Origin of the sequence: Acidithiobacillus thiooxidans ATCC 19377, from assembly GCF_009662475.1 — a bacterium.
GTDB lineage: Bacteria > Pseudomonadota > Gammaproteobacteria > Acidithiobacillales > Acidithiobacillaceae > Acidithiobacillus > Acidithiobacillus thiooxidans.
This window is the reverse complement of sequence record NZ_CP045571.1, coordinates 894,900-918,707: the sequence shown is the minus strand read 5'-3', so window position 1 is coordinate 918,707 and position 23,808 is coordinate 894,900. Positions and strand designations below refer to the sequence as shown.

Genomic DNA, 23,808 nt, shown 5'->3' with positions numbered 1-23,808 from the left:
TCAGGCCTCTTCTTCCGTCGCCGTCACCTCACCTTCGCCCTCAGGCAAAGGCAAGCGTACATCACGACCGGGAACCACCGTAGATATGGCATGCTTGTAAATCATTTGGCTGACATTATTCCGCAACAAAACAACGAACTGGTCGAAGGATTCGACAAATCCCTGCAACTTGATCCCGTTGACCAGATAGATGGCGACGGGAACGTGTTCCTTACGCAGCAAATTAAGAAAAGGATCCTGAAGAATTTGTCCTTTTTGTTGACCGGCCATTTTTTATCTCCTTGACTATGCTTCATGGCGCTTTTAGGGTAGTGAAAAGCCTGCGGGACAGATTTCACTGCATGGAACTTAGACTAGCTCAAAATAGACGGGAAAGCCATGCTTATAAGGTCCACTAATTGAACCATATTTATGATGGACTGAAGCCACTGCGGCCAGCGATCCAGCCGTGAATGATTGACCTGCAGCCTGCTTGCCATTAGCTTAGAATCAACATCCGCCTGTCATCCAGATGGTCCTGACAGTGTAAGGTTCCTAAAATTCAAGGAGAAGCAATTAGTGGACAAAACGGCCATCGACGATAAGGCGCTCCGTAGCCGAGTGAAATTATTGGGCAATCTGCTCGGTGAAGTCTTACGCGAGCAGGCCGGAACCCGGGTTTTCAACGCCGTGGAACAGCTTCGCCAAGGCTATATCCGCCTCCATAAAAAAGAAGATACCCGCCTACGGGAAAAACTTGCCCGCTTCATAGACGCCTTGCCCCAGGATGATCTGGTACTGGTGATTCGTGCCTTCAACACCTATTTCAGCCTGGTCAACATTGCCGAAGAAGAATCCCAGCATCTGCAACGCCGTCGCCTTTTACAGAAGGGCTACGGACTGTGGACGGGATCCTTTGAAGAAACTTTCCGTTCCCTCCAGCAACAGGGCATCACCTCCGGCCAAATTCAGTACCTGCTCGATCAGACCCGCTATTTACCTGTCTTTACCGCACACCCTACTGAATCCAAACGGCGCACGGTGCTGCATGGACTGCGCCGCATTTTCGTGGTCAGCCAAACACTCGATGACCCCAGCCTGAACGATGAAGAAGAAAAAGAAGTCATCGACAATTTGCGGGCACAAATCCAGATCCTCTGGGAAACCGAAGAAGTCCGGACCAACAAACCCCAGGTTCAGGATGAAGTGGAGAACGGTTTATTCTTCTTTCGCGACAGCCTGTTCAAAGCCGTACCCATGACCTATCGCGCCGCCCGTCGGGCGGCGCGACGGGTATTTGCCAACGATGACATCGACATTCCCGCGTTTATTCGTTTTGGTTCATGGATTGGCGGAGATCGGGATGGCAATCCCAACGTCACCGCCGCCATTACCAGCTGGGCCTTGCGCACCCAGAGCGTCGAGGTCCTCAAGGAATATCAGCAACGGCTCAGCGGACTTTATCAACTGTTGGGTCATTCCAGCCGATTCTGTGGCATTTCGCCGGTTCTGCTCGCCTCCCTGGAACGCGACGCCGATGATTTTCCGGAACTGGCCGAGTGGGTGGATCAACGCTTTCCCAGTGAACCCTATCGCCGCAAGCTGCGCTACATGATGACCCGCCTGGATTTGCGCCTGAGACAACTGGAAAACGGCCAGATCATGAATGAATCCGCTGGCCCGGCTTATGGATCAGCCGAAGCCTTTCTGGATGACCTGCTCCTCGTGCGTGACTCCTTGCGCGGTCACAATGATGATTACATCGCTGATCATGATATTCAGGATATAGTCTGGCTGGTACAGACTTTCGGTTTTCATCTGGCCAATCTCGATATTCGCCAGGAATCTACCGTGCATTCCCGAACTATTTCAGAACTGTACGCAGATGTCCCGGGTTTTGCCGGTTACCTTGAAATGTCTGAAGAAGCCAGACTGATAACTCTGACGGAAGCCCTCAAACGTCCCGGCCCGTTAGTTGAACACCACCCTGAACTTTCGCCGCTGGCTGCCGAAACCTGCGCCATGTTTCGTTGTATCGCCCAGCTTCGCCGCGAGATCAGCGCTTCCGGATTTGGAAATTACGTGATTTCCATGACCCACGAAGCCAGTCATATCCTCGAAGTACTGGTGCTGGCCAAGGAATTCGGGCTGGCAGGCTGGTCTCGACAGGGACTTTACAGTGAAATTGCCGTCACCCCACTGTTTGAGACCATTCACGATCTGGAGCGTATGGATGCTGTCATGTCCACGCTGCTCGATAACCCGGTTTATACCGAAATCCTCAGCAGCCAGGAAAACACCCAGGAGGTCATGCTTGGATACTCCGATTCCTGCAAGGATGGCGGCATTTTATCGTCCAGTTGGTCGCTGTATCAGGCCCAGCTGCGCCTGGCTGCCATAGCTGACAAACGTAATATTCAAATTCGCGTGTTTCATGGCCGTGGCGGCAGCGTCGGTCGCGGTGGAGGTCCCACCTATGAAGCCATTCTGGCGCAACCGCCGGACACGGTTCGTGGACAAATCAAAATTACCGAACAGGGTGAAGTCCTGTCCTTCAAATATGCCAATCTCGAAACTGCCATATATGAGTTGACTGTCGGCACCGCCGGCCTCATCAAAGCCAGCATCGGTCTGGTCCGTCCGGTTACCCCCGACAACCCGGCTTATCTCAAGGTCATGACAGAGCTCACCCATTTGGGCGAAAAGGCCTATCGTGACCTTACGGAAAACACCCCGGGTTTTCTGGATTATTTCTATGAAGCAACCCCGCTGAATGAAATAGCGCACATGAACATTGGCTCACGCCCCTCACACCGGCAGCGCAGTGACCGTTCCATGAGCTCGATTCGGGCGATTCCCTGGATATTTGCCTGGGCACAGTCCCGCCATATTCTTCCGGCCTGGTTCGGGCTGGGTTCTGCTATTGCCCAATGGCGGGCGGAAAAACCCGAACGGCTGGAAATTCTTCAGAACATGTATCAGCACTGGCCTTTTTTCCATGCACTGATGGGCAACATCAGCATGGCTATGGCCAAAACCGACATGGCGCTGGCGGGAGAATATGCCGGCTTACCAATTGATCAGGAGCTCGCCAGGTCGGTTTTCCAGAAAATCCGCCAGGAGTTCGAACTGAGTCTTGGAGAAATGCTGGCCATGGCTGGAACCGAGCAGCTGCTTTCCGATAATCCTGGTCTCGCTTTTTCTTTGCAGCGTCGTAACGTATACATGGAACCCCTGAATCATATTCAGCTCGCCCTGCTCCGCCGTTACCGCAATGATGATGCACCGCCGGAATTCCGGGAAATATGGCTGGACCCCCTGCTGCGCACCATCAACGCCATCGCCGCCGGACAACGCAATACAGGCTGAAAAAACTTTTCATGTCGCTACCTGAACTGATTCTGGCCTCCACCAGCCCGTATCGAAAGGCATTGCTGCAGCGTCTGCAAATTCCCTTTCGCTGCGTAGCTTCCCAGGTTGATGAAAGCCCACTTCCGGAGGAAACCCCGGTACAGCTGGTGGCGCGTCTGGCTCTGGCCAAGGCGCGAGCCGTATTAGCCAGCCACCCCGAAGCATTGGTTATCGGCGCTGATCAAATGGCTTACTGTGCAGGTCGGGTTCTGGGAAAGCCAGAATCCGTTGCCAGGGCCGAAGAGCAACTGCAATGGATGCAAGGTCGTCGGGTCGAATATCTCAATGGTATTGCCATAGCGGATGCCAGCGGCGCGGAGCAGTTCATCGTACCCTACTCTCTAACCTTACGCGCACTAAGCCCGGAGGATATCCGTCGCTATATTGAAAAAGATCAGCCCCTCGACTGTGCCGGAAGTTTACGTTCTGAAGGTCTGGGGATCAGTCTGCTGGAAAAAATGGAAGGCGCAGACCCCAACGCCCTGATGGGAATGCCGCTGCTGACCATTTCCGAAGTGTTGCGCCGCCGGGGATATGCGCTCCCCTGAGATCAGGCATCGACAATCAGGATGGATGCATTACAGCAGGTCCGACCAGCCAGGAAGCAAAAAGGGCGACTTATCCATTCGCCCTTTCTTTTTAAGCAAATAACAAAAGGTCAGCCCCAGCCATCGCCGCCATCATCCATCCCGAAATCATCATTACTGGCTAGCTGGTCATTACCCCAGGAATCATCGGTCAGGCCTAGATCGTCATTGCCTGATGCATTGGCTTGTGTTCCGGCAGCTTCGTGACCACCGAACAAACTTCCGGCAAGCGCCTGTCCGGCAGCCAGCCCGGCACCCACTCCGACACCGGTAGCAATTCCCGATGCGAGATTAGAACCCAAGCCACCACCCTGTTGGGGCATTCCCCCCATCGGACCACCAGGATATCCCGGACCATTAGGTCCATAGCCACCATTCATACTGCCAAACGGCCCTGGGGTCGGCCCACCCCGATACATCAGTTGTGCACTCTGCCGGCGCCGCCGTAAAAACATGGAGATCGCCACAATCAACACAATCAGGCCCAGAAAAAAGACCAAAGCGGAGCCCCAGGGACTCTTTTTTTCAGCCGCCGGCCTGGTCACAGCCTTGCTATGACTCTGCACGGATTTTTTGAATTTCTGCAAGACTTCCGGCTTGACGAAAGGCATGGTCGGAGCCAGTTGTTCAGATTTCTGCAGGGCCGCTGCAGCTTCTGACCATTTGCCCTGACGTGCGAGAATTCTCGACTCCAGGTATTGCGCCTCCGCAGAATTAGGATGCGTAGTCAGCACTTCCTGCATCATGCTTTGTGCCTGGTCCAGATGACCACTGTGAATGGCTTGCGTCACCTGAGTGACAGAAGGTTCGGCCCATGCTAATGGTGCCGTGACTAAACTGACAAGCAGGATGCTTGTTCCCAAAAATTTTTTATTCATTCGCTCCCCCAATAAAAATTGTTGCACAGTTAATATGGGGTGAAATTCTACAAGAATCAAGCGTTCTGTAGCATTTTTTAACTCTATATATTCATGCGACAATTTAGCTTGAATGACTGGACAGGGGTGACCGTAGAGGATGCCCGTCATGGTTCTATAGCTTGAACAGGCCCGAGTTTGACAGAATTGCCAATAATAGCCATTATACTGACCGGTCGGTTCAGACCTCTGAGAGGTAATTTTTAGTGCACAAACCACTACCCAAACCCGTTGCGGCCCTCTTGGCCCTAGGTGTTGCCAGCAGTCTGGCAGCCTGTAGCTTTGAACCCAAGCTACGGGTGCCGCCCGCGCCTTCCGACAAAATGGCTTATACGGCGGGCAAAAGTCCGGTAAAAACCGTTACGCCCGGCGGTATGGCCGGAGCAGCACAGGAAATCCAGTATGGCACCGAGCTACATGAACAATGGTGGAAACTGTTCCACTCCAAAGCTCTGGATACCCTCATCAGCGTGGGCCTGAAAAACAGTCCGACCATTGCGGCTGCCCAGGCCCAAATGCGTGAAGCCCAAGCCACAGCGCGTGCCAATGCCAGCATTTTTTATCCGCAGGTAACTGGCACCCTGCAGGCCAATCGCAGCAAAAGCACGGCCGCCACTTTTGGTGGCAGTGGGGGTATCCATTACTCATTGATCAACGGGTCGCTGGGGGTGTCTTATTACCCTGACATTTTTGGTGTTAATCGCCTGGTGTATCGCAACAGCGAAGAGTTGGTGAAATACCAACAGTGGCAGTTGGAAGCCGCAAAACTGACCCTTACCGGCAACATTGTCACCACCGCCATTGATGAAGCGGCTACCGCAGAACAAATCCAGGCTACCAGGGCCATCATCGCCCACGAAAAAAAACTGCTGGAACTGACCGAAAATCAGTATCGTGCCGGTGCCATCGACTATAGCACCGTCATGACCCAAAAAAGTCAGATGGCCAGTGAAGCCGCCACCCTGCCGCCGCTGGAACAGCAGCTGGCCGTCTATCGCCATGAACTCGCCATTCTCGTTGGGGCATTTCCTGCGAATGCCAAACGCCAGAATTTTACGCTGACCGATCTGAAACTGCCGGAAAAACTGCCCGTCAGCTTACCGTCGCAACTCCTCCAGCAAAGACCGGATATCCGCGCCGTAATGGCCCAGATGAAAGCGGCAAATGCGCAGATAGGGGAAGCGCGCGCGCAGTTTTATCCGACCGTCAAGCTGACGGCCGCATTCGGCAATGCCGCCAGCAACCCCAACATATTTTTTGACCCCGTCAGCAGCATCTGGAGCCTGGTCGGGTCCATGTCCCAGCCTTTGTTTGAAGGTGGCAAACTGGAAGCCCAGAAAGCCGAGGCACATGCTGCCTATGACGCACTCTACGCCAACTACCGCAGCACCGTGCTCAATGCTTTTGATCAGGTGGCCAACGGGTTGCGGGCGGTGGAGCATGATGCCCAGGCCCTCGCCGCCCAGCGTGAGGCGCTGTCCGCTTCCCGGGAAGCACTTAAACTGGCGCAGGCCAGTTACCGCGCCGGTGCCAGTGATTATCTGACCCTGCTGACGGCTGAAGTCCAGTACAACACCGCCAAAATTGCCGAGATCAAGGCTCAATCCCAGCGTTATCAGGATAGTGCCGCATTACTCGTGGCTTTGGGGGGTGGCTGGTGGAACAAGCCGGATCAGAAGTCAACGACTACGCCTACCCATTCTTAAACCTTTTTATTGATCGCAGCCATCCTCTGCGGAGACTGAAATATGAAAAAAGCATTTGTGATTGTCATTATTGGCCTGCTGATTGTTTTTGGCGGAATTTTTGGGTTTAAAGCCTTCGTCAACAGCAAAATTGCCGAAGCGATGGCGCACATGCCCAAGCCGGTAGTCACCGTGAGTGCCGCAACAGCAGAAATTGCCCACTGGCACCCGCAACTGCGCGCCGTCGCCTCACTGGCGGCCGTTCAGGGTGTAGATGTTACACCCCAGATTGCTGGCAATGTGACCGCCATTCATTTTCGCTCCGGCCAGTATGTACAGGCAGGGACGCCGCTGGTGCAGATTGACAACTCTACGCAATTGGCCCAACTGGCCAGTGATCAGGCGCAACTGCGACTGGCTTCCAGCAATTTGCAGCGTACCAAAGAGTTAATCGCCACCAAGGCCGCCAGCCAGGCCCAGCTGGATTCAGCCCAGGCGACCTATCAGACGGATCAGGCTGCCATCAAGGATATTCAGGCGACGCTGAACAAACTGACCATTAGCGCGCCCTTCAGTGGTTATCTCGGCATCCGCCAGGTGAATGTGGGTCAGTATCTGACTCCCGGCACCAAAATAGTGGACCTGCAGTCCTGGAGCCCGCTCTACGCCAACTTCACGTTGCCGCAAAGCGATCTCCAGAATATTCAGGCCGGGACTCCGGTGCAGATCCAAACCGACGCTCTGCCCGGTCAAACCTTTTCCGGAAAAGTGACGGCTCTGGGTTCTGCCGTCAACAGCACTACCCGGCAGATAGAAGTACAAGCCACCATCGATAATCCCAAAAATCAGCTCCGGCCAGGACTGTTCGGGGAGTTGACGGTGGTGCGCGATACCACTGAAAAAGTCCTGGTCATTCCAGTATCTGCCATTTCCTATAACACCTTTGGCGATTATGTTTACGTCATTCATAAAGAGAAAAAGGATGGCAAAACCCAGGAAACCGCCGTGCAACAGGTCATCAAACCCGGCAAGCAGCGCGACGGCATGGTGGAAATACTCTCTGGATTGAAGCAAGGCGACAGAATCGTTACCGCCGGTCAGGTCAAACTGGTCAATGGCAGCCTTGTTACCATCAGCCACAACGCGTAAGGCTAGCTCATGAAATTTACGGATATTTTTGTTCGTCGCCCGGTACTCGCCACGGCGTTGAGTCTGGTAATTTTCCTGCTGGGTCTGCACGCCTACACCATGATGACCGTCCGCGAATATCCGGCCCTGGTCAACACCGTCGTCACCGTTACCACGGCTTACCCCGGTGCCAGTCCCAGCACCGTGCAGGGCTTTATTACCGCACGTCTTGAAAAGGTCATTGCCAGCGCTCCTGACATCAACTACATGACCTCCAACAGTGCGGAGGGGTCCTCCACCATTACGGTGTACATGAAGCTGAATTACAGCCCCAGTGCCGCAGTGGCCAACATTCAGTCTAAAGTCCAGCAGGTGACTGATCAGTTGCCCACGGGTAGCCAGTTGCCCGTGATCAACGTCACAGTGGGCGATACAACAGATTTGATGTATATCGCTTTTTACGGAAATCAACTCAGCCAGCAACAAATTACTGATTATTTGCTGCGCGTGGCGCAACCGCGTCTTGCCTCGGTACATGGTGTTGGTGAGGCCCAGATTTTGCCCCCTGGTGCTGGCAACGGGAATACCTATGCCATGCGCGTCTGGCTGAACCCGCAGAAAATGGCCGCACTTAATGTGACCGCTGCCCAGGTTTCTCAAGCGTTGACAGCCAATGACTTCATCTCGGCCGTGGGGCGGACCCGGGGCAAAACCGTACAAAACACCATTGTGGCCACTACCAGCCTGCACAATGTCAGTGAATTCCGTGACCTGGTCATCAAACAGTCGGGCAACACCCTGATTCGCCTGAAAGATGTCGCCCATGTTGAGCTTGGTGCCCAGAATTATGACTCCCAGGCATTTTTTGACGGCAAACCGGCAGCATTTATCGGCATTCAGGAATCTCCCTCTGCCAATTCTCTGGATGTAGCTGCAGGGGTAAAAAGCTCGCTGGCAAAGCTTGAAAAGAGCCTGCCACCCGGCATGCATGCGGCGATTCCTTATGACGCCAGCACCTTTATTCAGGCCTCCATTGATGAAGTAATGATGACTATTGGGATCACCCTGGCGGTGGTCGTGCTGGTTATCTTCCTCTTCCTGGGTTCGTTCCGGGCGGTGGTCATACCGGCTGTAGCCATACCCCTGTCCATTGTCGGTGCGGGCCTGATCATGTGGTCATTGGGCTTCACCATCAATCTGCTGACTCTGCTGGCAGTTGTGCTGGCCATTGGGCTGGTGGTGGATGATGCCATTATCGTTGTGGAAAACGTGCATCGACATATTGATGAAGGCAAAAGCCCTTTTGATGCCGCCTTGCTGACCGGGCGCGAACTGGGTGGTCCCATTATCGTCATGTCCACCACCTTGATTGCGGTGTTTGCGCCGATTGGCTTTATGGGTGGACTGACCGGCAGTCTGTTTGGAGAATTTGCCTTTACCCTGGTAGCAGCGGTACTTATCTCCATGATTGTGGCTTTGACGCTGTCGCCAATGCTCTCCAGCAAGGTCTTGAAGCCCACCAAGGAACACGGCTTTGAACACTTTATCGATCAGCGCTTTGTCGGTTTAAGAGGTTTTTATGATCGACTTCTGCACGGTGTCCTGAATTTTGTGCCCGTAGTCATGCTCTTTGCCATAGTCGTTTTCGGCAGCATTTACTTCCTGTTCGCCACTTCCAAATCGGAACTGGCGCCACAGGAAGATCAGGGCATTATTTTCAATGCCGGCACTGGTGGTCCAACTATCACCCCGGACCGGCTGGCTCACTACGGCAAGCAGATTTTGAAGGTGTTCAATAAGTATCCGGAAAAAAAGGCGACCTTCATGGTCACTGGAATTTCCGTCGGCAGTGGTGGTGGAACCAATAGCCTTTTTGCAGGCATGCGTTTAACCAACTGGTCTGATCGTTCGGTTACAGCCATGCAGATTCAGCCCAAATTGCAGCAGCAATTGCAAAGCGTGCCAGGGCTGCAGGTGGCCTCTTTCTTGCCGCCACCATTACCCGGATCTGCAGGCGGCCTGCCGGTACAATTTGTTCTGCAGAGTCCCGGCAGTTACGACAAAATCGATCAGGTAGCTGATCAGGTCATAGCCAAGGCTTACCAGAGTGGCATGTTCTTCTATGTGACCAAGGACCTGCGCATTGACAATCCGGAACTGGTGCTGAAAATCCATCGCAATATTGCCGCCAATCTGGGTTTGACCATGGCGGAAATTGCCCAGGATCTGCAACCTTTGCTGGGCGGCAACTATGTCAACCGCTTTGACATGGAGGGACGCAGCTACAAGGTTATTCCCCAGGTGCCGGACAAGTTCCGTACGGACCCGGAGGCCCTCAAGGACTATTATATTGCCACGGCAACGGGTCAAATGGTGCCCCTGTCAACTGTCGTATCCATCGAAACCAAGGTTGAACCGCAGTTCCTGCCGCAGTTTCAACAGCTTAACTCGGTCACCATTCAGGCGGTTCCCAAGCCGGGAGTAACCATGGGACAGTCTCTGAACTTCTTCCGGAGCACGGCTGAAAAAATCATGCCCAAGGACTTTTCGGTCAATTACGCCAGCCAGTCGCGCGAGTACATGCAGGAAAGTGGTGGATTGCTGACCACTTTTGCACTGGCTATCATCCTGATTTATCTGCTGTTGGCGGCTCAGTTTGAAAGTTTCCGGGACCCCTTGATTGTGCTGATCACCGTGCCCATGTCCATCAGTGGTGCGCTGATATTTGTCAGCCTGGGCCTAGCCTCCATCAATATTTACACGGAGGTGGGGCTGATCACCCTGATCGGTTTGATTGCCAAGCAGGGTATTCTGATTGTGCAGTTTGCCAATGAAATCCAGCGTCATGAAGGCTTGGGCAAACGCGATGCGGTGGAAAAGGCGTCGAGTATTCGTCTGCGTCCGATTCTGATGACCACCGGAGCCATGGTACTCGGGGTTCTCCCCCTGCTCCTCATGAATGGACCCGGTGCCGTCAGTCGTTTCCAGATGGGCCTGGTCATTTTCACCGGCTTGGGCATTGGCGCGCTATTCTCGCTATTCGTGGTACCCGCCATGTATATGGTGCTGGCCAAAGATTTGCGTGGGGGCGAAACCCCGTCTGTGCCTGCTTCCTGAAGCGGGTCTTCTAAGGGAGCAGACCGGATACTGGTCACCTGAGCACGGCGGGTGGCCGGGAGGGCCTGCGTCCGGTTTTTACTTGACAAAAAATCGAGGGAACAGAAGAATGTTGGGATATTAGAGTATTTAAAACGACGCAGCTTATTCATAAGGTTAATTTCATGATAAAGAGGGTTTCCCCAGGCCATTCAGCTTCTGCGCAGGGGAAGCAATGACTGCGCAACGTATTGATGGCAAGGCCATTGCCAAAAAACTGCAGGCAGAAACCGCCGAAAAAAGTAGGGCGTTTCTCAAAAACCATGGTCGGCCCCCAGGCCTGGCAGTGGTGCTGGTAGGCAACAATCCGGCCTCCGAAGTGTATGTCCAGAAAAAACGCGACGCCTGCAAAAGCGTGGGTATCCATTCTCTGGCGGTAAATCTCCCGGCCGCAAGCAGTCCTGAACAATTACTCCAGAAAATAGCCGGGTTAAATGCTGACGACAGCATCGATGGCATTCTCGTGCAATTACCCCTCCCCCCCCAGTTTGATCCTGAAGTCATCATTGAAGCCATAGCCGTTGAAAAAGATGTGGATGGCTTTCATCCCTACAACGTCGGGCGTCTCGCCCTCCGCGCGCCCCTGCTGCGTTCCTGCACACCAGCCGGGATCATGACCCTGCTTGATGAAATTGACCTGGATGTTCGCGGCAAGGAAGCGGTGATTGTTGGTGCGTCCAACATTGTCGGACGGCCCATGGCTATGGAGCTCTTACTGGCAGGAGCCACCGTCACGGTCTGTCATCGCTTTACCCGCAACCTTCAGGCCCATGTGGAGCGCGCAGAACTCCTGATTGCTGCCGCTGGCAAGCCGGGTTTGATTTCTGGTCAGTGGGTTCGCGACGGTGCTGTGGTCATTGATGTCGGGATCAATCGCTTACCTGATGGTCGCCTGACCGGCGATGTAGACTTTGCCGAAGCCGAAAAAAGGGCAACCTGGATTACCCCGGTTCCCGGCGGGGTCGGGCCCATGACCGTAGCCACCCTCCTGCAAAACACCATGACGGCCGCCGAACAAAGAGTGCGCCAACGCCATGACTGAAAGCGAGCAGTCAGAATCCGCAGAAAATCCGGTCTCTCTGGATAATGCAGAGCTCTACTTCAATCGTGATCTGAGTATTCTCGCTTTTAACCAACGTGTACTGGCGCTGGCCGATGATCCCCGCGTGCCCTTACTGGAGCGCTTGCGCTTTCTGACCATTGTTTCCAGCAATCTCGATGAATTTTTTGAAGTACGCATGGCCGGATTACTGCAAAGGCGCAAATTTGGTGCCGGACCCTTGGGGCCTGACATGCTGGGTCCGGATCGGGAAATTGCCGCCGTTGCACAAATGGCCCATGAAATCATTCAGGAACAATATCTCTGCCTGAACCAGCGTCTGCTCCCGGCTCTGGCCAAAGAAGGCATTAGGCTGCTGCGCCGTAAGGAATGGCGCGCTGCACAAAAGCGCTGGATCAGCAATTATTTTCAGACTGAAGTCATGCCCTTGTTGACCCCTCTCAGCCTGGACCCGGCACATCCCTTTCCGAAAGTGCAAAACAAAGGTCTGAATTTTGCCATTGTTCTGGAAGGACATGATGCTTATGGACGACGCAGTCCCATTGCCATCGTTCAGGCCCCCAGGATTCTTCCCCGAATCATCCAGATCCCTCCCCATCTGGCGGGTCCCAGTGATTTTGTGTTTCTTTCCTCCGTCATTCACGAACACGTCACCGCACTGTTTCCCGGCCTGAAAATTCTCGGTTTTTATCAGTTCAGGGTCACCCGTAACAGCGAACTGTTTGTGGATGAGGAAGAAGTGGATAACCTCCTGGACGCATTAGTGGACGAATTACCCATGCGCCCTTTCGGGGAAGCTGTACGCCTGGAAGTCGCCAATAATTGCCCCCGCGAAGTCGTCGATTATCTGCTCAAACACTTTGAACTGGTGGATGACAATCTCTATTCACTGGCCGGGCCGGTGAACCTGTCCAGGCTGGCGGCCATTATTGACATGGTGCCGCGCCAGGACCTGCTCTTTCCCCCTTTCGTACCGGGACTACCCAGCGTCTGTTCCCGGCCGGAAAATATTTTTGCGCGCCTGCGTGAAGCACCCATTTTGCTGCACCATCCTTACCAGAGCTTTAATCCGGTGCTTGATTTTCTGCGTCAGGCGGCGAGTGATCCCCAGGTCATTGGCATCAAACAGACCCTCTACCGCACGACTCCCGACTCCCCTCTGATTGATGCTCTGATTGAGGCGGCAATGGCGGGCAAACAGGTCACCGCCGTGGTTGAACTCAAGGCACGCTTTGATGAAGCCAACAACATCCGCATGGCCGAGCGTCTGGAAGAAGTGGGCGTACAGGTCGTGTACGGGGTCGTCAACCACAAAGTCCATGCCAAAATGATTCTGATATTGCGCCGCGAGGATGAAGGTATCCGCCTTTACGGACATCTCGGCACAGGCAACTACCACCCCCGCAACGCCCGGATTTATACAGACCTGAGCCTGTTGACCGCCGATTCAGACATTACCGCCGACATGAATGATCTGTTCATGCACATCACCGGCATGGGCAGGGTGCCTCAATTGCGGCGCCTGCTGCAAAGCCCCTTTACGCTGTTCAACGCGCTCATTGAAGCCATTGAAGCAGAAACCCGCAGGGGTAGCGAAGGACGTATTCTGGCACGGGTAAACGCGCTGGTGGAGCCGGAGTTGATTCGTGCCCTATACCGGGCCTCTCAGGCGGGCGTCGAAATTGATCTGGTAGTGCGCGGTGCCTGCGCCCTGCGCCCCGGCATCCCCGGCGTTTCCGAGCATATTCGGGTGCGCTCCATTGTCGGTCGTTTTCTGGAACACAGCCGGGTTTATTATTTTGGTAATGGACGACATCCCAAGTTGTGGATTTCCAGCGCGGACTGGATGGGGCGCAATCTGTTTAGACGCCTGGAGGTTGCCGTTCCAATACAGGACCCGGACCTGCGCGCCCGGGTTCTCGAGGAAACCCTGCAGCTTTATCTGCAGGATGACTGCAACGCCTGGCTCATGAAGGCGGACGGCAGCTATGAACAACTGCGCCGAAGCCCGGAAGATGACTGTCAATCCGCCCAGGAGATCCTGCTGCGGCACTATGATCGCAGCAGTCAACATGGCTAGATAGGAATACCAGGCATGATTAGAACGCTGGTCCTCAACAGCAAGGGAGGTGCAGGCAAAACCACTGTAGCCACCAATCTGGCCAGCCTTCTGGCGCTGCGTGGTACGGTTCTCCTTGCCGATCTGGACCCCCAACAGTCGTCTTCCCACTGGGTCAAGCGCCGCTCGCCCCTGCTCCCCAAGCTGAATGTGGTGGAAGATGCCGAACGCGACTTCCGTGATTATCCCACCAGTGACTATGTGGTCATGGATGCCCCTGCAGGGCTCAAAAAGAAACGCCTTGAAGACATGCTGGGTGAAGTAGAAGTTCTGCTGGTCCCCATCGGTCCCTCTCTTTTTGATCTGGATGCCAGCCAGCTTTTTCTGCAAAAACTTGAAGAAATCAAGCGCTACCGTAAAGGTAAAGTGCGGATGGGGGTGATTGCCAATCGGGTAAATGCACGTACCCGGGGTGCCCAGCATCTGCAAAGTGTCCTGAGTGAATGGAATCTGTCCGTGGTGGCGACCTTGCGGGATAGTCAGATTTACGTCCGTGCCGCCCAATGTGGTGCTGGAATTGCCGACCTGCGTGCCGCAGAAAATCGCAATGAATTACCGCAATGGGTACGCATACTGAATTTTGTCATGGAGGATGGTGGTGGAAGAGGAACTTAAATTACAAATCATGGACGATACGGCTCCAGTCTGGAAACGTATTGCCGAACATCCTCTACTGGCCATCAGCAAAGAACCTCCGCTTCAGCTTCATGCGTTTTATTTTGATAGTCGTGATGGCGCCCTGCAACGTGCGCGTCTGGCTTACCGCGTTCGCCGCGAAGAGGATACCTGGATAGCCACACTCAAGGCCGGCGGTCAATCAGCGGGCGGGCTGCACCAACGTCCGGAGTGGAATGTTCCGGTCGCCAGTAACCAGCCCGACCTGAGCGTCTTCACCGATAGTGAAGCGGCCGCCATGCTTGCACCCTTCACGGAACTGGACTTGCAGGTCATTCTGGAAACCCGTTTCGAACGCCACGAAAGCCGGGTTATCCACACCGATGGCAGTGAAATCATTGTAGCGCTTGATCGCGGGGAAATTCTGGCCAGAGGCCAGAGCGAACCCATCCGCGAGGTGGAGTTGGAACTCGCCAAAGGGAATGCAGCAGCAGTGCTCGAAATGGGCGCAGCCCTCTGTCAGGATCTTCCCCTGATTCCCGACCAGGAAAGCAAATTGTTTCGCGGTTTGCGCCTGGCCGGACTGGTTTCCGATGAAAAACCGCGCGACACGGCATGGCCCCTGCACCGCCGGGAAAATGCCGGCAACGCATTCAGCCAGATACTAACCTGGCAACTCCAGCAAATTATTCACGAGACACGCAAACACTGGGCTAAAACTTCTGCGGAGAGTTTTCACGACCTGCGCAAAAGCGTGCGCAGCCTCAGAGCAACCTTGCGCTTTTGCCGGGTGCTCGACCCGGACAATCTATTGCAACCCTTCCGCCTCGCGCTTCAGGAATGGTTTCACCAGCAAAATCAAAAACGTGATTATGAAGCCCTGCTGGGATACTGGACCGAAATTGCCGCGACCATGACCCTGGACCCCGCCCCCTTGCAGGGCATTTTATCCGCGCAAGCACCTCAGCAAGCCGAACAATTACCGCAGTTGGTCGCCATCCTGCTGAAACTCTGGGCCAGTTTAATGCGACATCCATTGACCCACGCCAAAAACCTGCAGGATTTCAGCGAAGCCCAATTACATCGCGAAGACCGCAAACTGATGGCTGCCGGCAAAATGCTGCTGGATCATCCCGGAGCCTTACACAGCCTGCGCATCCGTATCAAAAATATCCGTTATGTGATGATCACCCTGGCGCCGCTATGGCCCGGAAAAGATAGCAAAGCATTACTGAAATTACTGGCGACTCTGCAGGGTATTGCTGGAGAAATCCACGATGCGGACATGGCAGGCCAATATCTGAATCCCCTGACCAACAATCGTAAAGCCGGTGTGGCTTTTCAGGCAGGCGCGTTATTGGGGTTCCTGCAGGGCCGCGAGGCTCGACAGCGTAAAAAATTCCAGAAATTCTGGTTGAGACTGGAATCCACGGCCCGGCCGTGGGATCTTTAAGCAGGTCATTGAACGATTTAACGAATATCCATTAAAATTGATAAGCAAGACCAGCTTCCATATTAAAAAGGTTGGTACTACTAAGTGGCTCAGATGAAGCATTGATTAATCCACCAACGATATCTCCGCCCGTGTAATTAAAGTGGGTGTAACTAAGACCGCCGTAAAGATGCCAGTTCTGATAAACTCTATAATCAATATCAGCCGATATTTTTTCTTGCCCACTTGTTCCAAAATTTGCCGTTGTTCCAAGAAGTTCTTCCATAATCGGAGATTCATGAACCTTTATTCCACCACCAATCATGGCCAGACCTTCAATATTGACCCCCGACACCAAGCGAGGCGTGATGGCATACTGAAACATCAACCCTGCACCAACCAGGCTGGAATGGTAGTCCTCGGTATAACCATGGGGTCCAAGCAATTGTCGGTTCCAATCTTGGTATCCACCAGCAATATAAGGTGTCAACATCATCGTACTATTCAAGGTGAAGCCTTTGCCTAAACGCGCCAATACGCGGTTTGTAGTAGCGCTATCAGTACCATCGTAAGGCTGCCCATCTTGCAACGCACCCTGATATGAGATATTGCCCGAGTTAAATTGATAATTTACAGCAAAATAAAGGTTGCTCGGCATACTCTTGAAGTAATCACCCATCAGGCTATATTTCACAGAAAATCCGGGCATCCACCCCGATTCAATATCTGAAGGACCGGGAGTGATGTGTTCTTGATAATTCATCAAAGTTCCGACTGCAGCCAGACCAACTTCATTATTGGCAGCTACAATGGGATTTTGCGGAGACTGATAGACATCCCCCGCTAATGCCTGGCTGGCACAAAAAACAGCACCGGCAGTTGCCAACAGCGTAGCGGTAAATACTTTCTTCTTCATTACGATACTCCTATATGTAGACAAGTTTAAGCAGCATACATGACAACTTTATTAAATTCTCATCTCATATAGTACGGAATCCAGATAAGTTCAAGGTAGAAATTAAAATATAACAGGAACCACCTAATGAAGACTTTTCAGGAAACTTGCCGCAGAATACTCTGCTTACGCGCTACCGGGAGAGGCAGGATACGACCGCTGTATGACTTCGGCTAGGTCGCGAGACAGCTTGGCTTTGGCCGCTAACAGTTGCAGGGCATTCATCATGCCTTGCTGGCGGACCTTGTCATAGCGTTGCCAACGACTGAGGGGAGTGGCCAGACGGGCGGCGGTTTGCGGGTTGATATCATCCAGCCTACGGATTTGCTCGGCAAAAAAAGCATAACCTGATCCATCAGCGGCATGAAATAAGGTCGGATTCATGGAAAAAGCACCCAACACCGCACGCACCCGATTGGGCACCTTCCAGTCAAAGGCCGGATGCACCAAAAGATGCTGCACATGGCGCAAGGTATCGGGGCGCGGTGCCATGGCCTGAATAGCGAACCATTTGTCGATTACCAGCGGATAATCCTGCCATTTCTGATAAAAATCCAGAAGGATGTCTTCGGCATCATGTTTGGGATGCTGCACCAGCAGCTGAAAAGCCGCCAGACGGTCTGTCATGTTATCGGCCTGCACATATTGCTGACGCGCATGCAGGGTCATGTCCTCGTGACGACTGTGGTCACTATGAATCAGATAACTCAAGGCCATATTACGAAGACGGCGACGACCAATGGAAGCCCCATCCCGCTCATAAGCGCCCGCAAGATCCTGATACAACCCTAACCATTCATCATGAAAATGTGCGCCAATTTTATCGAGCAGGGTCTCTCGCGCTCGATGAATGGCATCTACCGCAATGACCGGCATCTGTTCACCGATATAATCCTCGCTGGGCAAAGTCAGTAACTCCGCGCGAAAGGCCGGGTCCATCTGACTTTGTTTCAATGTGGCAGACAGCGCCTGTTTCAGGGCCGCAGGCAACACTTCAAGTTCCTGATGATTTTTTACCCCGGACAACAAGGTTTTAAGGGCCAACTCCTGGGCGCTTTCCCAGCGATTAAAAGGATCATCATCCACACCGGCCAGAAAACTGCGGGCCTGATCATCAAGAGCAATATCCAGCCGCACTGGCGCGGAAAAACCTCGCAGCAAGGAAGGAATCACCGGATCGGGCAAGCCCTCAAAAGTCCAGCTTTGACTGGCCTGCTCCAATAAAATCACCTTTTCGACTGCACCAGTTTTATCGAGAACCGCTTTTTCTCCCTGAGTGTTCAGCAACGCCATGCGCACCGGAATAGGAACCGGCTCCTTGTTTGGCTGTCCGGGCGTGGCGGGGGTGGACTGCTGCAAAGTCAGCGTGTAGGAACGACTCGCGGGATCATAACTTCCCTCTGCCTTTACTTGTGGGGTTCCCGCCTGGGAATACCAGCACCGAAACCGGGAAAGATCATAGTGGTTGGCCTCTTCCATGGCCTCCACAAAATCTTCGATGGTCACCGCATGCCCATCATGTCGTTCAAAATACAAATCCGTGCCGCGCCGAAAGCCTTCCTTGCCCAGCAAGGTGTGGATCATGCGCACCAGTTCCGCGCCCTTTTCGTACACCGTCGCCGTGTAAAAATTATTGATTTCCGAATAGGCATCGGGACGCACCGGATGTGCCAGCGGACCCGCATCTTCAGGAAACTGGGCGGAGCGCAGGCGGCGCACATCGCCAATCCGTTGCACCCCACGCGAATTCATATCTGCACTGAATTCCTGATCACGAAATACCGTCAAACCTTCTTTGAGGCTCAGTTGAAACCAGTCCCGCAAGGTTACCCGGTTACCCGTCCAGTTATGAAAGTATTCATGGGCGATGACCGATTCAACGCCCTGATAATCCGTATCGGTGGCGGTTTCAGGGCTGGCCAGCACATATTTGGAGTTGAAAATGTTGAGGCCCTTGTTTTCCATCGCCCCCATATTGAAGCTATCGGTCGCCACAATCATGTAGCGATCCAGATCATATTCGCGCCCGTAACCCTCTTCATCCCAGCGCATGGCCCGCTTCAGGCTTTCCATGGCCTGATCGCAGGCTCCCAGGTCCCGTTCGGCCACATAAATTTCCAGCGTCACCGACCGTCCCGATTGCGTCACAAAAACATCGCGCTGTACGGCCAGATCACCGGCTACCATGGCAAATAAATAAGCAGGCTTGGGATAAGGATCTTCCCAACGCGCCCAATGCCAATCGTTGTCTTCATCCCCCTGGGCAATGCAGTTGCCATTGGCCAGCAGCACCGGACAGGTTTTTCGGGAAGCGTGCAAAGTCACCGTAAATTTGGCCAGACAATCCGGGCGGTCCAGATAATAGGTAATACGCCGGAAACCCTCTGCCTCACATTGCGTCAAAAACTGCCCACCCGCAAAATACAAACCGGACAGGGTCGAATTGGCAGCGGGATGAATCTTTACCCGGGTTTCCAATAAAAATTCCGGCTCAGGATTCAACAAGGTCAAACCCGTCGCATCAGAACGAAACAAATTTTCCGCCAAGGGCTGACCATCTCTCAAAATACTCAGCAATTCCAGAGATTCGCCGTCCAGATGCAACTCGGACTCCGGCCCCGCAGTCAGGCGCTGAAAATGCAGGCAGGCCTCCACTTCGGTATTTTCCGGGTCCAGATGAACATTCAGCGCGACCTCGGTAATCCGATAGAGGGGCGGCTGATAATCTTCGCGATGAATAACCGCGTTATTATCTTGAGCAATCATCAATGGCAAGCTCCATTTTCCAGGCTGCTGATATGATCAACAAAATCGGCCAGACTGGAGCGATCCAAACCATGTGCCAGAACGGCCTGATTCTGGGCATTACAGTAAATAAGGGTCGGGGTCGCCACTTCTCCGCTTTCACTCAGCAGCTTGGTATTGTTTTCTACCGCAGCCAGGGTCGCCGGATCAGGATTTTTAGCAGGAGTAATACCACCCTCTTCCGTTGCCTCATCAAAGCCTTTTTCATTTTCCGCCATGGCGGCAGCAGGGTCACTGGCCCCCAAAATAGCCGCCGCTTTACCGGCGCTGCTGGGCTTCAGGAAAGCCACGACCACATAGCGGACGCGTAGCTTACCTGCAGCAATGAGCGGTTTGGCTTCTTCGTAAAACTTGTGACAGTAAATGCAGTTAGGATCTACAAAAGCCGTGAGTTCCGGCCCTTTGCTTCCCAGCACAAAACTGTCTGCATGGGCGGCTTTTTCAGCCAAAACCGCAGCCGATGCCGGTTTGGGAATGAGCCCCAGCTTGATCATGTCAGCATGGGCGGCATCCTGACCTTGCTGATTGAGCACCGGTCCGGCCACCAGATATTGTCCATCTGCCGTCGCATAAGCAATGGTCGGATGACCTTCCATACTGACTTCAATACCCGTCAAACCACCAGGCCCAGGAAAAACCTTTTCAGCACTGGCCTGGCCATGGGTAACATCATTCAGCAGCTTCTTGGCGCCATTCAGACTCAACGGACTGCTGCTCGTGGCGGAATCAGGATTAATGGCAAAGCGTTCGATAACTGCCCCCGTTAAGCCGCCAATAATTAGAAGACCCACTGCCAGAGCGATAGATGATTTGTCCATGTATGAATGTTAATCCTGTAAATTCTGAAAAAAGTGATAACGTATGATTGTAAACCGCTGAGCGCATCAAGACCAGAAACGACAAGAACCGAAAAACCATTGATACACGCGGCAAGCTCTTGAAAGAAGACCTTCAACGCCGGAGATGGTTCCAGTAATGGATTTTTTAGAGGCGGTTACCAATCCGCAGCAGGCCTACAACCTGCCCTTCAACCAGCAAATCATCACGGGACAAGTCCACCTCAATAGGAGAAAAATCCGGATTTTCGGGTAACAGGCTGACTTTGCCCTGCTTTCGTTGCCAGCGCTTGACCGTAACCTCTCCGTTGACTCGAGCCACTACAATCTGGCCATTTTGTGGCGTAAAGCCAGCCTCATGGCGCACCGCCAGAATATCGCCATCCAGAATACCCGCATCGCGCATACTCATACCCTGCACCCTCAACAAATAATCAGCCCCCGGCGAAAATAGTTTAGGGTCCACCGGCAACTGCCCCTCGCGAAACTCCTCAGCCAGCATCGGTTGCCCGGCGGCTACCCGACCCACCAAAGGCAAGCCCATGGTCGCGCTCAAATCTTCGTGCAGGCGAATCCCCCGTGCGGTACCATTTTGCAGTTCCAGATAACCTTTGCGCGCCAACATGCGCAAATGGGTTTCCGCCGCATTGGGTGAACGAAAGTCAAAGGCTTTCATCAATTCCGCACGCGTGGGTGGCAAATTGTCTTCCAGCATCCGGGCGCGAATCCAGGCCAGAATCTCGGCCTGACGCGGCGTCAGTTTATCCATGCCATGCCTCCAGAAATCGGTACGTATGATTCTGTATTTTTATACAGCATGAAGAAAAGCGCAAGACCGCTGCAAACTCGACAAAATGCTGACAGCATCCGAATCACACCCCTCCAAGTTCCTGCCGGTTTTTTGACAACTGTAGTCGTAAGAATAAGACTTAGTTACAGATTCAGCATGGTACCGAATTTGCGTCTGATGAGTAGAGGATTGTCAATGACTAATTTATAACTGCTTGATTTAATTGGTGGGCCCGCACGGACTCGAACCGTGGACCAAGGGATTATGAGTCCCCTGCTCTAACCAACTGAGCTACAGGCCCTGAAGAGAGGGCGCGAAATCGCTCTCGCGCCCGCATTTTTACCACATTTACCCTTCAGGAAGGAATGGTGACTTCTCCGTCCACAAAACTCTTTAAACGCTCAGAGCGGGAAGGATGACGCAGCTTCCGCAGCGCCTTGGCTTCAATCTGACGGATACGCTCACGGGTCACATCAAACTGTTTACCCACTTCTTCAAGGGTGTGATCCGTGTTCATGCCGATTCCAAAGCGCATACGCAACACTTTGGCCTCTCGGGCTGTCAGACCATTGTCCAGAAGTTCTTCGACAACCTCGCGAATAGCCGCGTTGACTGCTGATTCGGCCGGCGCGGTGACATTACGATCTTCAATAAAGTCACCCAGATGGGAGTCTTCGTCGTCACCAATGGGAGTTTCCATGGAAATCGGTTCCTTGGCAATTTTCAGCACCTTGCGTATCTTGTCCTCGGGCATTTCCATGCGCTCTGCCAGCTCTTCCGGTGATGGCTCACGACCCATTTCCTGCAGCATTTGCCGACTAATCCGGTTCAGCTTGTTGATGGTTTCAATCATGTGCACCGGAATACGAATGGTGCGCGCCTGATCGGCAATACTGCGGGTAATGGCCTGTCTAATCCACCAGGTAGCGTAGGTAGAAAACTTGTAGCCACGCCGGTATTCAAATTTGTCCACCGCTTTCATCAAGCCGATATTGCCTTCCTGAATCAAATCCAGAAATTGCAGACCACGATTGGTGTACTTCTTGGCAATGGAGATGACCAGACGCAGGTTGGCTTCGACCATTTCCTTTTTGGCCCGCCGGGCTTTTGCCTCACCAATAGACATCAAACGGCTGGCTTCCTTGATTTCTGCAACCGGCAAGCCCGCCCGTTTTTCAATATCTGCCAGACGCTTCATGATGGCGAGAATATCATCCCGATATTCCACTAACCGTGCGCTATAAGTAAAGCCACCATTAATCTGTTGGTCTATCCAGCCCAGATCACTTTCATGACCCGGATAACTGCGCACAAATTCCTTCCGGGGAAAACGCGCCCGCTCAATACAAATCTCCATGAGCTCACGCTCACATTGGCGCACGCCGTCAGTTAAAGCCCGCAAGGCATCGGCCATCACATCAATCTGGCGACCATTCAGCTTGATTTCCAGAAAGCGTTCTGCCAGCTCGCGTCTTTTTTCCTGATAGCTTTCGTCATGCATTTCACCTTCGGCATGACTGGCAAGCAGATTCAGATAGGCTTCGCGAATGACGGCAAAGCGCTCCAGGGCTTCTTCCAGCTGGGGACCCTTATCCGCTTCAAGAGTGCCTTCTTCGCCTTCTTCATCTTCATCATCCGTGTCTTCAGGCTCTTCGCCTTCCAGCAAAACAGGCTCTTCGTCTTCACTGACAGCTTCTGCATCCAGAGCATTGGGATCAATAAATGCATCGACCACTTCATCCAGGCGCGTTTCTCCGCGCTCAACCCGATCAGCAGCATCCAGCAACAGCGAGATGGTGGTCGGGCAGGTGGAAACCGCACGCAAAACCTGCATCAGACCATCTTCAATGCGGCGGGCTATTTCAATTTCGCCTTCCCGGGTTAAAAGCTCAACCGTGCCCATCTCACGCATGTACATACGTACCGGGTCACTGGTACGGCCAATATCCGCTTCGACGACAGCCAGGGCTTCCTCAGCAGCTTCTTCGGCTTCCTGGGCAGCCACGCCGACATTACCTTCACCATCCAGAAGAGTATCGCCATCCGGTGCTTCTTCAAAAACTTCGATGCCCATGTCATTAATCATGGAAATGACATTTTCCATCTGCTCAGGATCAAAAACTTCTTCAGGCAGATGATCGTTAATCTCCCCGTAGGTCAGGTATCCCTGCTCTTTTCCGCGCGCGATCAGACGCTTCAGCTCAGACCGCTGAGACTCATTGTCCACTACACTCTCACCGTCTCTCATAACCATCCTGCACTCGCGGAAAGCCGCATATTATATAAGAAAAACCACCAGGATGAAAAGCTAAATTCATTGACCGCATTCATCC

General features: G+C 53.2%; 16 protein-coding genes and 1 tRNA gene. 9 read left to right on the top strand and 8 right to left on the bottom strand.

Going from position 1 to position 23,808, the window contains the following annotated elements:
- On the bottom strand, positions 1–270 hold the full coding sequence (hfq, locus tag GCD22_RS04785) for an RNA chaperone Hfq (RefSeq protein WP_010636787.1): 270 nt from the start codon (positions 268–270) through the stop codon (positions 1–3).
- 288 nt (positions 271–558) lie between these two features.
- On the opposite strand from hfq, the gene ppc reads away from it, so the two are divergent.
- A complete protein-coding gene (gene ppc / locus GCD22_RS04780) occupies positions 559–3,348 on the top strand; it encodes a phosphoenolpyruvate carboxylase (RefSeq protein ID WP_031572357.1) in 2,790 nt (929 codons plus the stop codon).
- 11 nt (positions 3,349–3,359) lie between these two features.
- Entirely contained in the window at positions 3,360–3,938 is a 579-nt protein-coding gene (locus tag GCD22_RS04775; RefSeq protein WP_031572358.1) for a Maf family protein, read from the top strand.
- Between the two features lie 110 nt (positions 3,939–4,048).
- On the opposite strand, the gene GCD22_RS04770 is transcribed toward GCD22_RS04775, so the two are convergent.
- Complete coding sequence (locus tag GCD22_RS04770; protein WP_031572359.1) at positions 4,049–4,855, bottom strand: tetratricopeptide repeat protein; 807 nt, start codon at positions 4,853–4,855, stop codon at positions 4,049–4,051.
- A 245-nt stretch (positions 4,856–5,100) separates the two neighbouring features.
- Between GCD22_RS04770 and GCD22_RS04765 the strand changes: the two genes are divergently transcribed.
- The 7 genes from GCD22_RS04765 (at position 5,101) to GCD22_RS04735 (ending at position 16,110) form a co-directional block, all read left to right on the top strand.
- Complete coding sequence (locus GCD22_RS04765) at positions 5,101–6,600, top strand: efflux transporter outer membrane subunit (RefSeq protein ID WP_010636795.1); 1,500 nt, start codon at positions 5,101–5,103, stop codon at positions 6,598–6,600.
- A gap of 42 nt (positions 6,601–6,642) precedes the next feature.
- On the top strand, positions 6,643–7,728 hold the full coding sequence (locus GCD22_RS04760; RefSeq protein ID WP_024893791.1) for an efflux RND transporter periplasmic adaptor subunit: 1,086 nt from the start codon (positions 6,643–6,645) through the stop codon (positions 7,726–7,728).
- 9 nt (positions 7,729–7,737) lie between these two features.
- Entirely contained in the window at positions 7,738–10,824 is a 3,087-nt protein-coding gene (locus GCD22_RS04755) for an efflux RND transporter permease subunit (protein WP_024893790.1), read from the top strand.
- A 214-nt stretch (positions 10,825–11,038) separates the two neighbouring features.
- The gene (gene folD, locus GCD22_RS04750; protein WP_031572360.1) at positions 11,039–11,905 is read left to right on the top strand and encodes a bifunctional methylenetetrahydrofolate dehydrogenase/methenyltetrahydrofolate cyclohydrolase FolD; all 867 of its coding nucleotides are present in this window, start codon (positions 11,039–11,041) and stop codon (positions 11,903–11,905) included.
- Positions 11,898–14,003, top strand: a complete 2,106-nt coding sequence (gene ppk1 / locus GCD22_RS04745; RefSeq protein ID WP_031572361.1) for a polyphosphate kinase 1 — start codon at positions 11,898–11,900, stop codon at positions 14,001–14,003. Before folD ends, ppk1 begins: the two co-directional genes overlap by 8 nt.
- A 15-nt stretch (positions 14,004–14,018) precedes the next feature.
- On the top strand, positions 14,019–14,657 hold the full coding sequence (locus GCD22_RS04740) for a nucleotide-binding protein (RefSeq protein ID WP_010636811.1): 639 nt from the start codon (positions 14,019–14,021) through the stop codon (positions 14,655–14,657).
- Entirely contained in the window at positions 14,635–16,110 is a 1,476-nt protein-coding gene (locus tag GCD22_RS04735; RefSeq protein WP_176212044.1) for a CYTH and CHAD domain-containing protein, read from the top strand. Before GCD22_RS04740 ends, GCD22_RS04735 begins: the two co-directional genes overlap by 23 nt.
- Before the next feature lie 31 nt (positions 16,111–16,141).
- On the opposite strand, the gene GCD22_RS04730 is transcribed toward GCD22_RS04735, so the two are convergent.
- The 6 genes from GCD22_RS04730 to rpoD all read right to left on the bottom strand — a co-directional run bounded on the left by GCD22_RS04730 (position 16,142) and on the right by rpoD (position 23,723).
- Positions 16,142–17,005 (bottom strand): hypothetical protein, encoded by an 864-nt coding sequence (locus tag GCD22_RS04730; protein ID WP_051690610.1) that lies wholly within the window; start codon positions 17,003–17,005, stop codon positions 16,142–16,144.
- A 165-nt stretch (positions 17,006–17,170) separates the two neighbouring features.
- Positions 17,171–19,810 (bottom strand): aminopeptidase N, encoded by a 2,640-nt coding sequence (gene pepN, locus GCD22_RS04725; protein ID WP_031572364.1) that lies wholly within the window; start codon positions 19,808–19,810, stop codon positions 17,171–17,173.
- A complete protein-coding gene (dsbG, locus tag GCD22_RS04720) occupies positions 19,810–20,667 on the bottom strand; it encodes a thiol:disulfide interchange protein DsbG (RefSeq protein ID WP_024893785.1) in 858 nt (285 codons plus the stop codon). Before dsbG ends, pepN begins: the two co-directional genes overlap by 1 nt.
- A gap of 166 nt (positions 20,668–20,833) precedes the next feature.
- The gene (gene lexA, locus GCD22_RS04715) at positions 20,834–21,454 is read right to left on the bottom strand and encodes a transcriptional repressor LexA (protein ID WP_031572365.1); all 621 of its coding nucleotides are present in this window, start codon (positions 21,452–21,454) and stop codon (positions 20,834–20,836) included.
- A 245-nt stretch (positions 21,455–21,699) separates the two neighbouring features.
- Positions 21,700–21,776: transfer RNA gene (locus GCD22_RS04710), tRNA-Ile, on the bottom strand.
- A gap of 54 nt (positions 21,777–21,830) precedes the next feature.
- Complete coding sequence (gene rpoD, locus GCD22_RS04705; RefSeq protein WP_031572366.1) at positions 21,831–23,723, bottom strand: RNA polymerase sigma factor RpoD; 1,893 nt, start codon at positions 23,721–23,723, stop codon at positions 21,831–21,833.
- Positions 23,724–23,808: the final 85 nt, after the last annotated feature.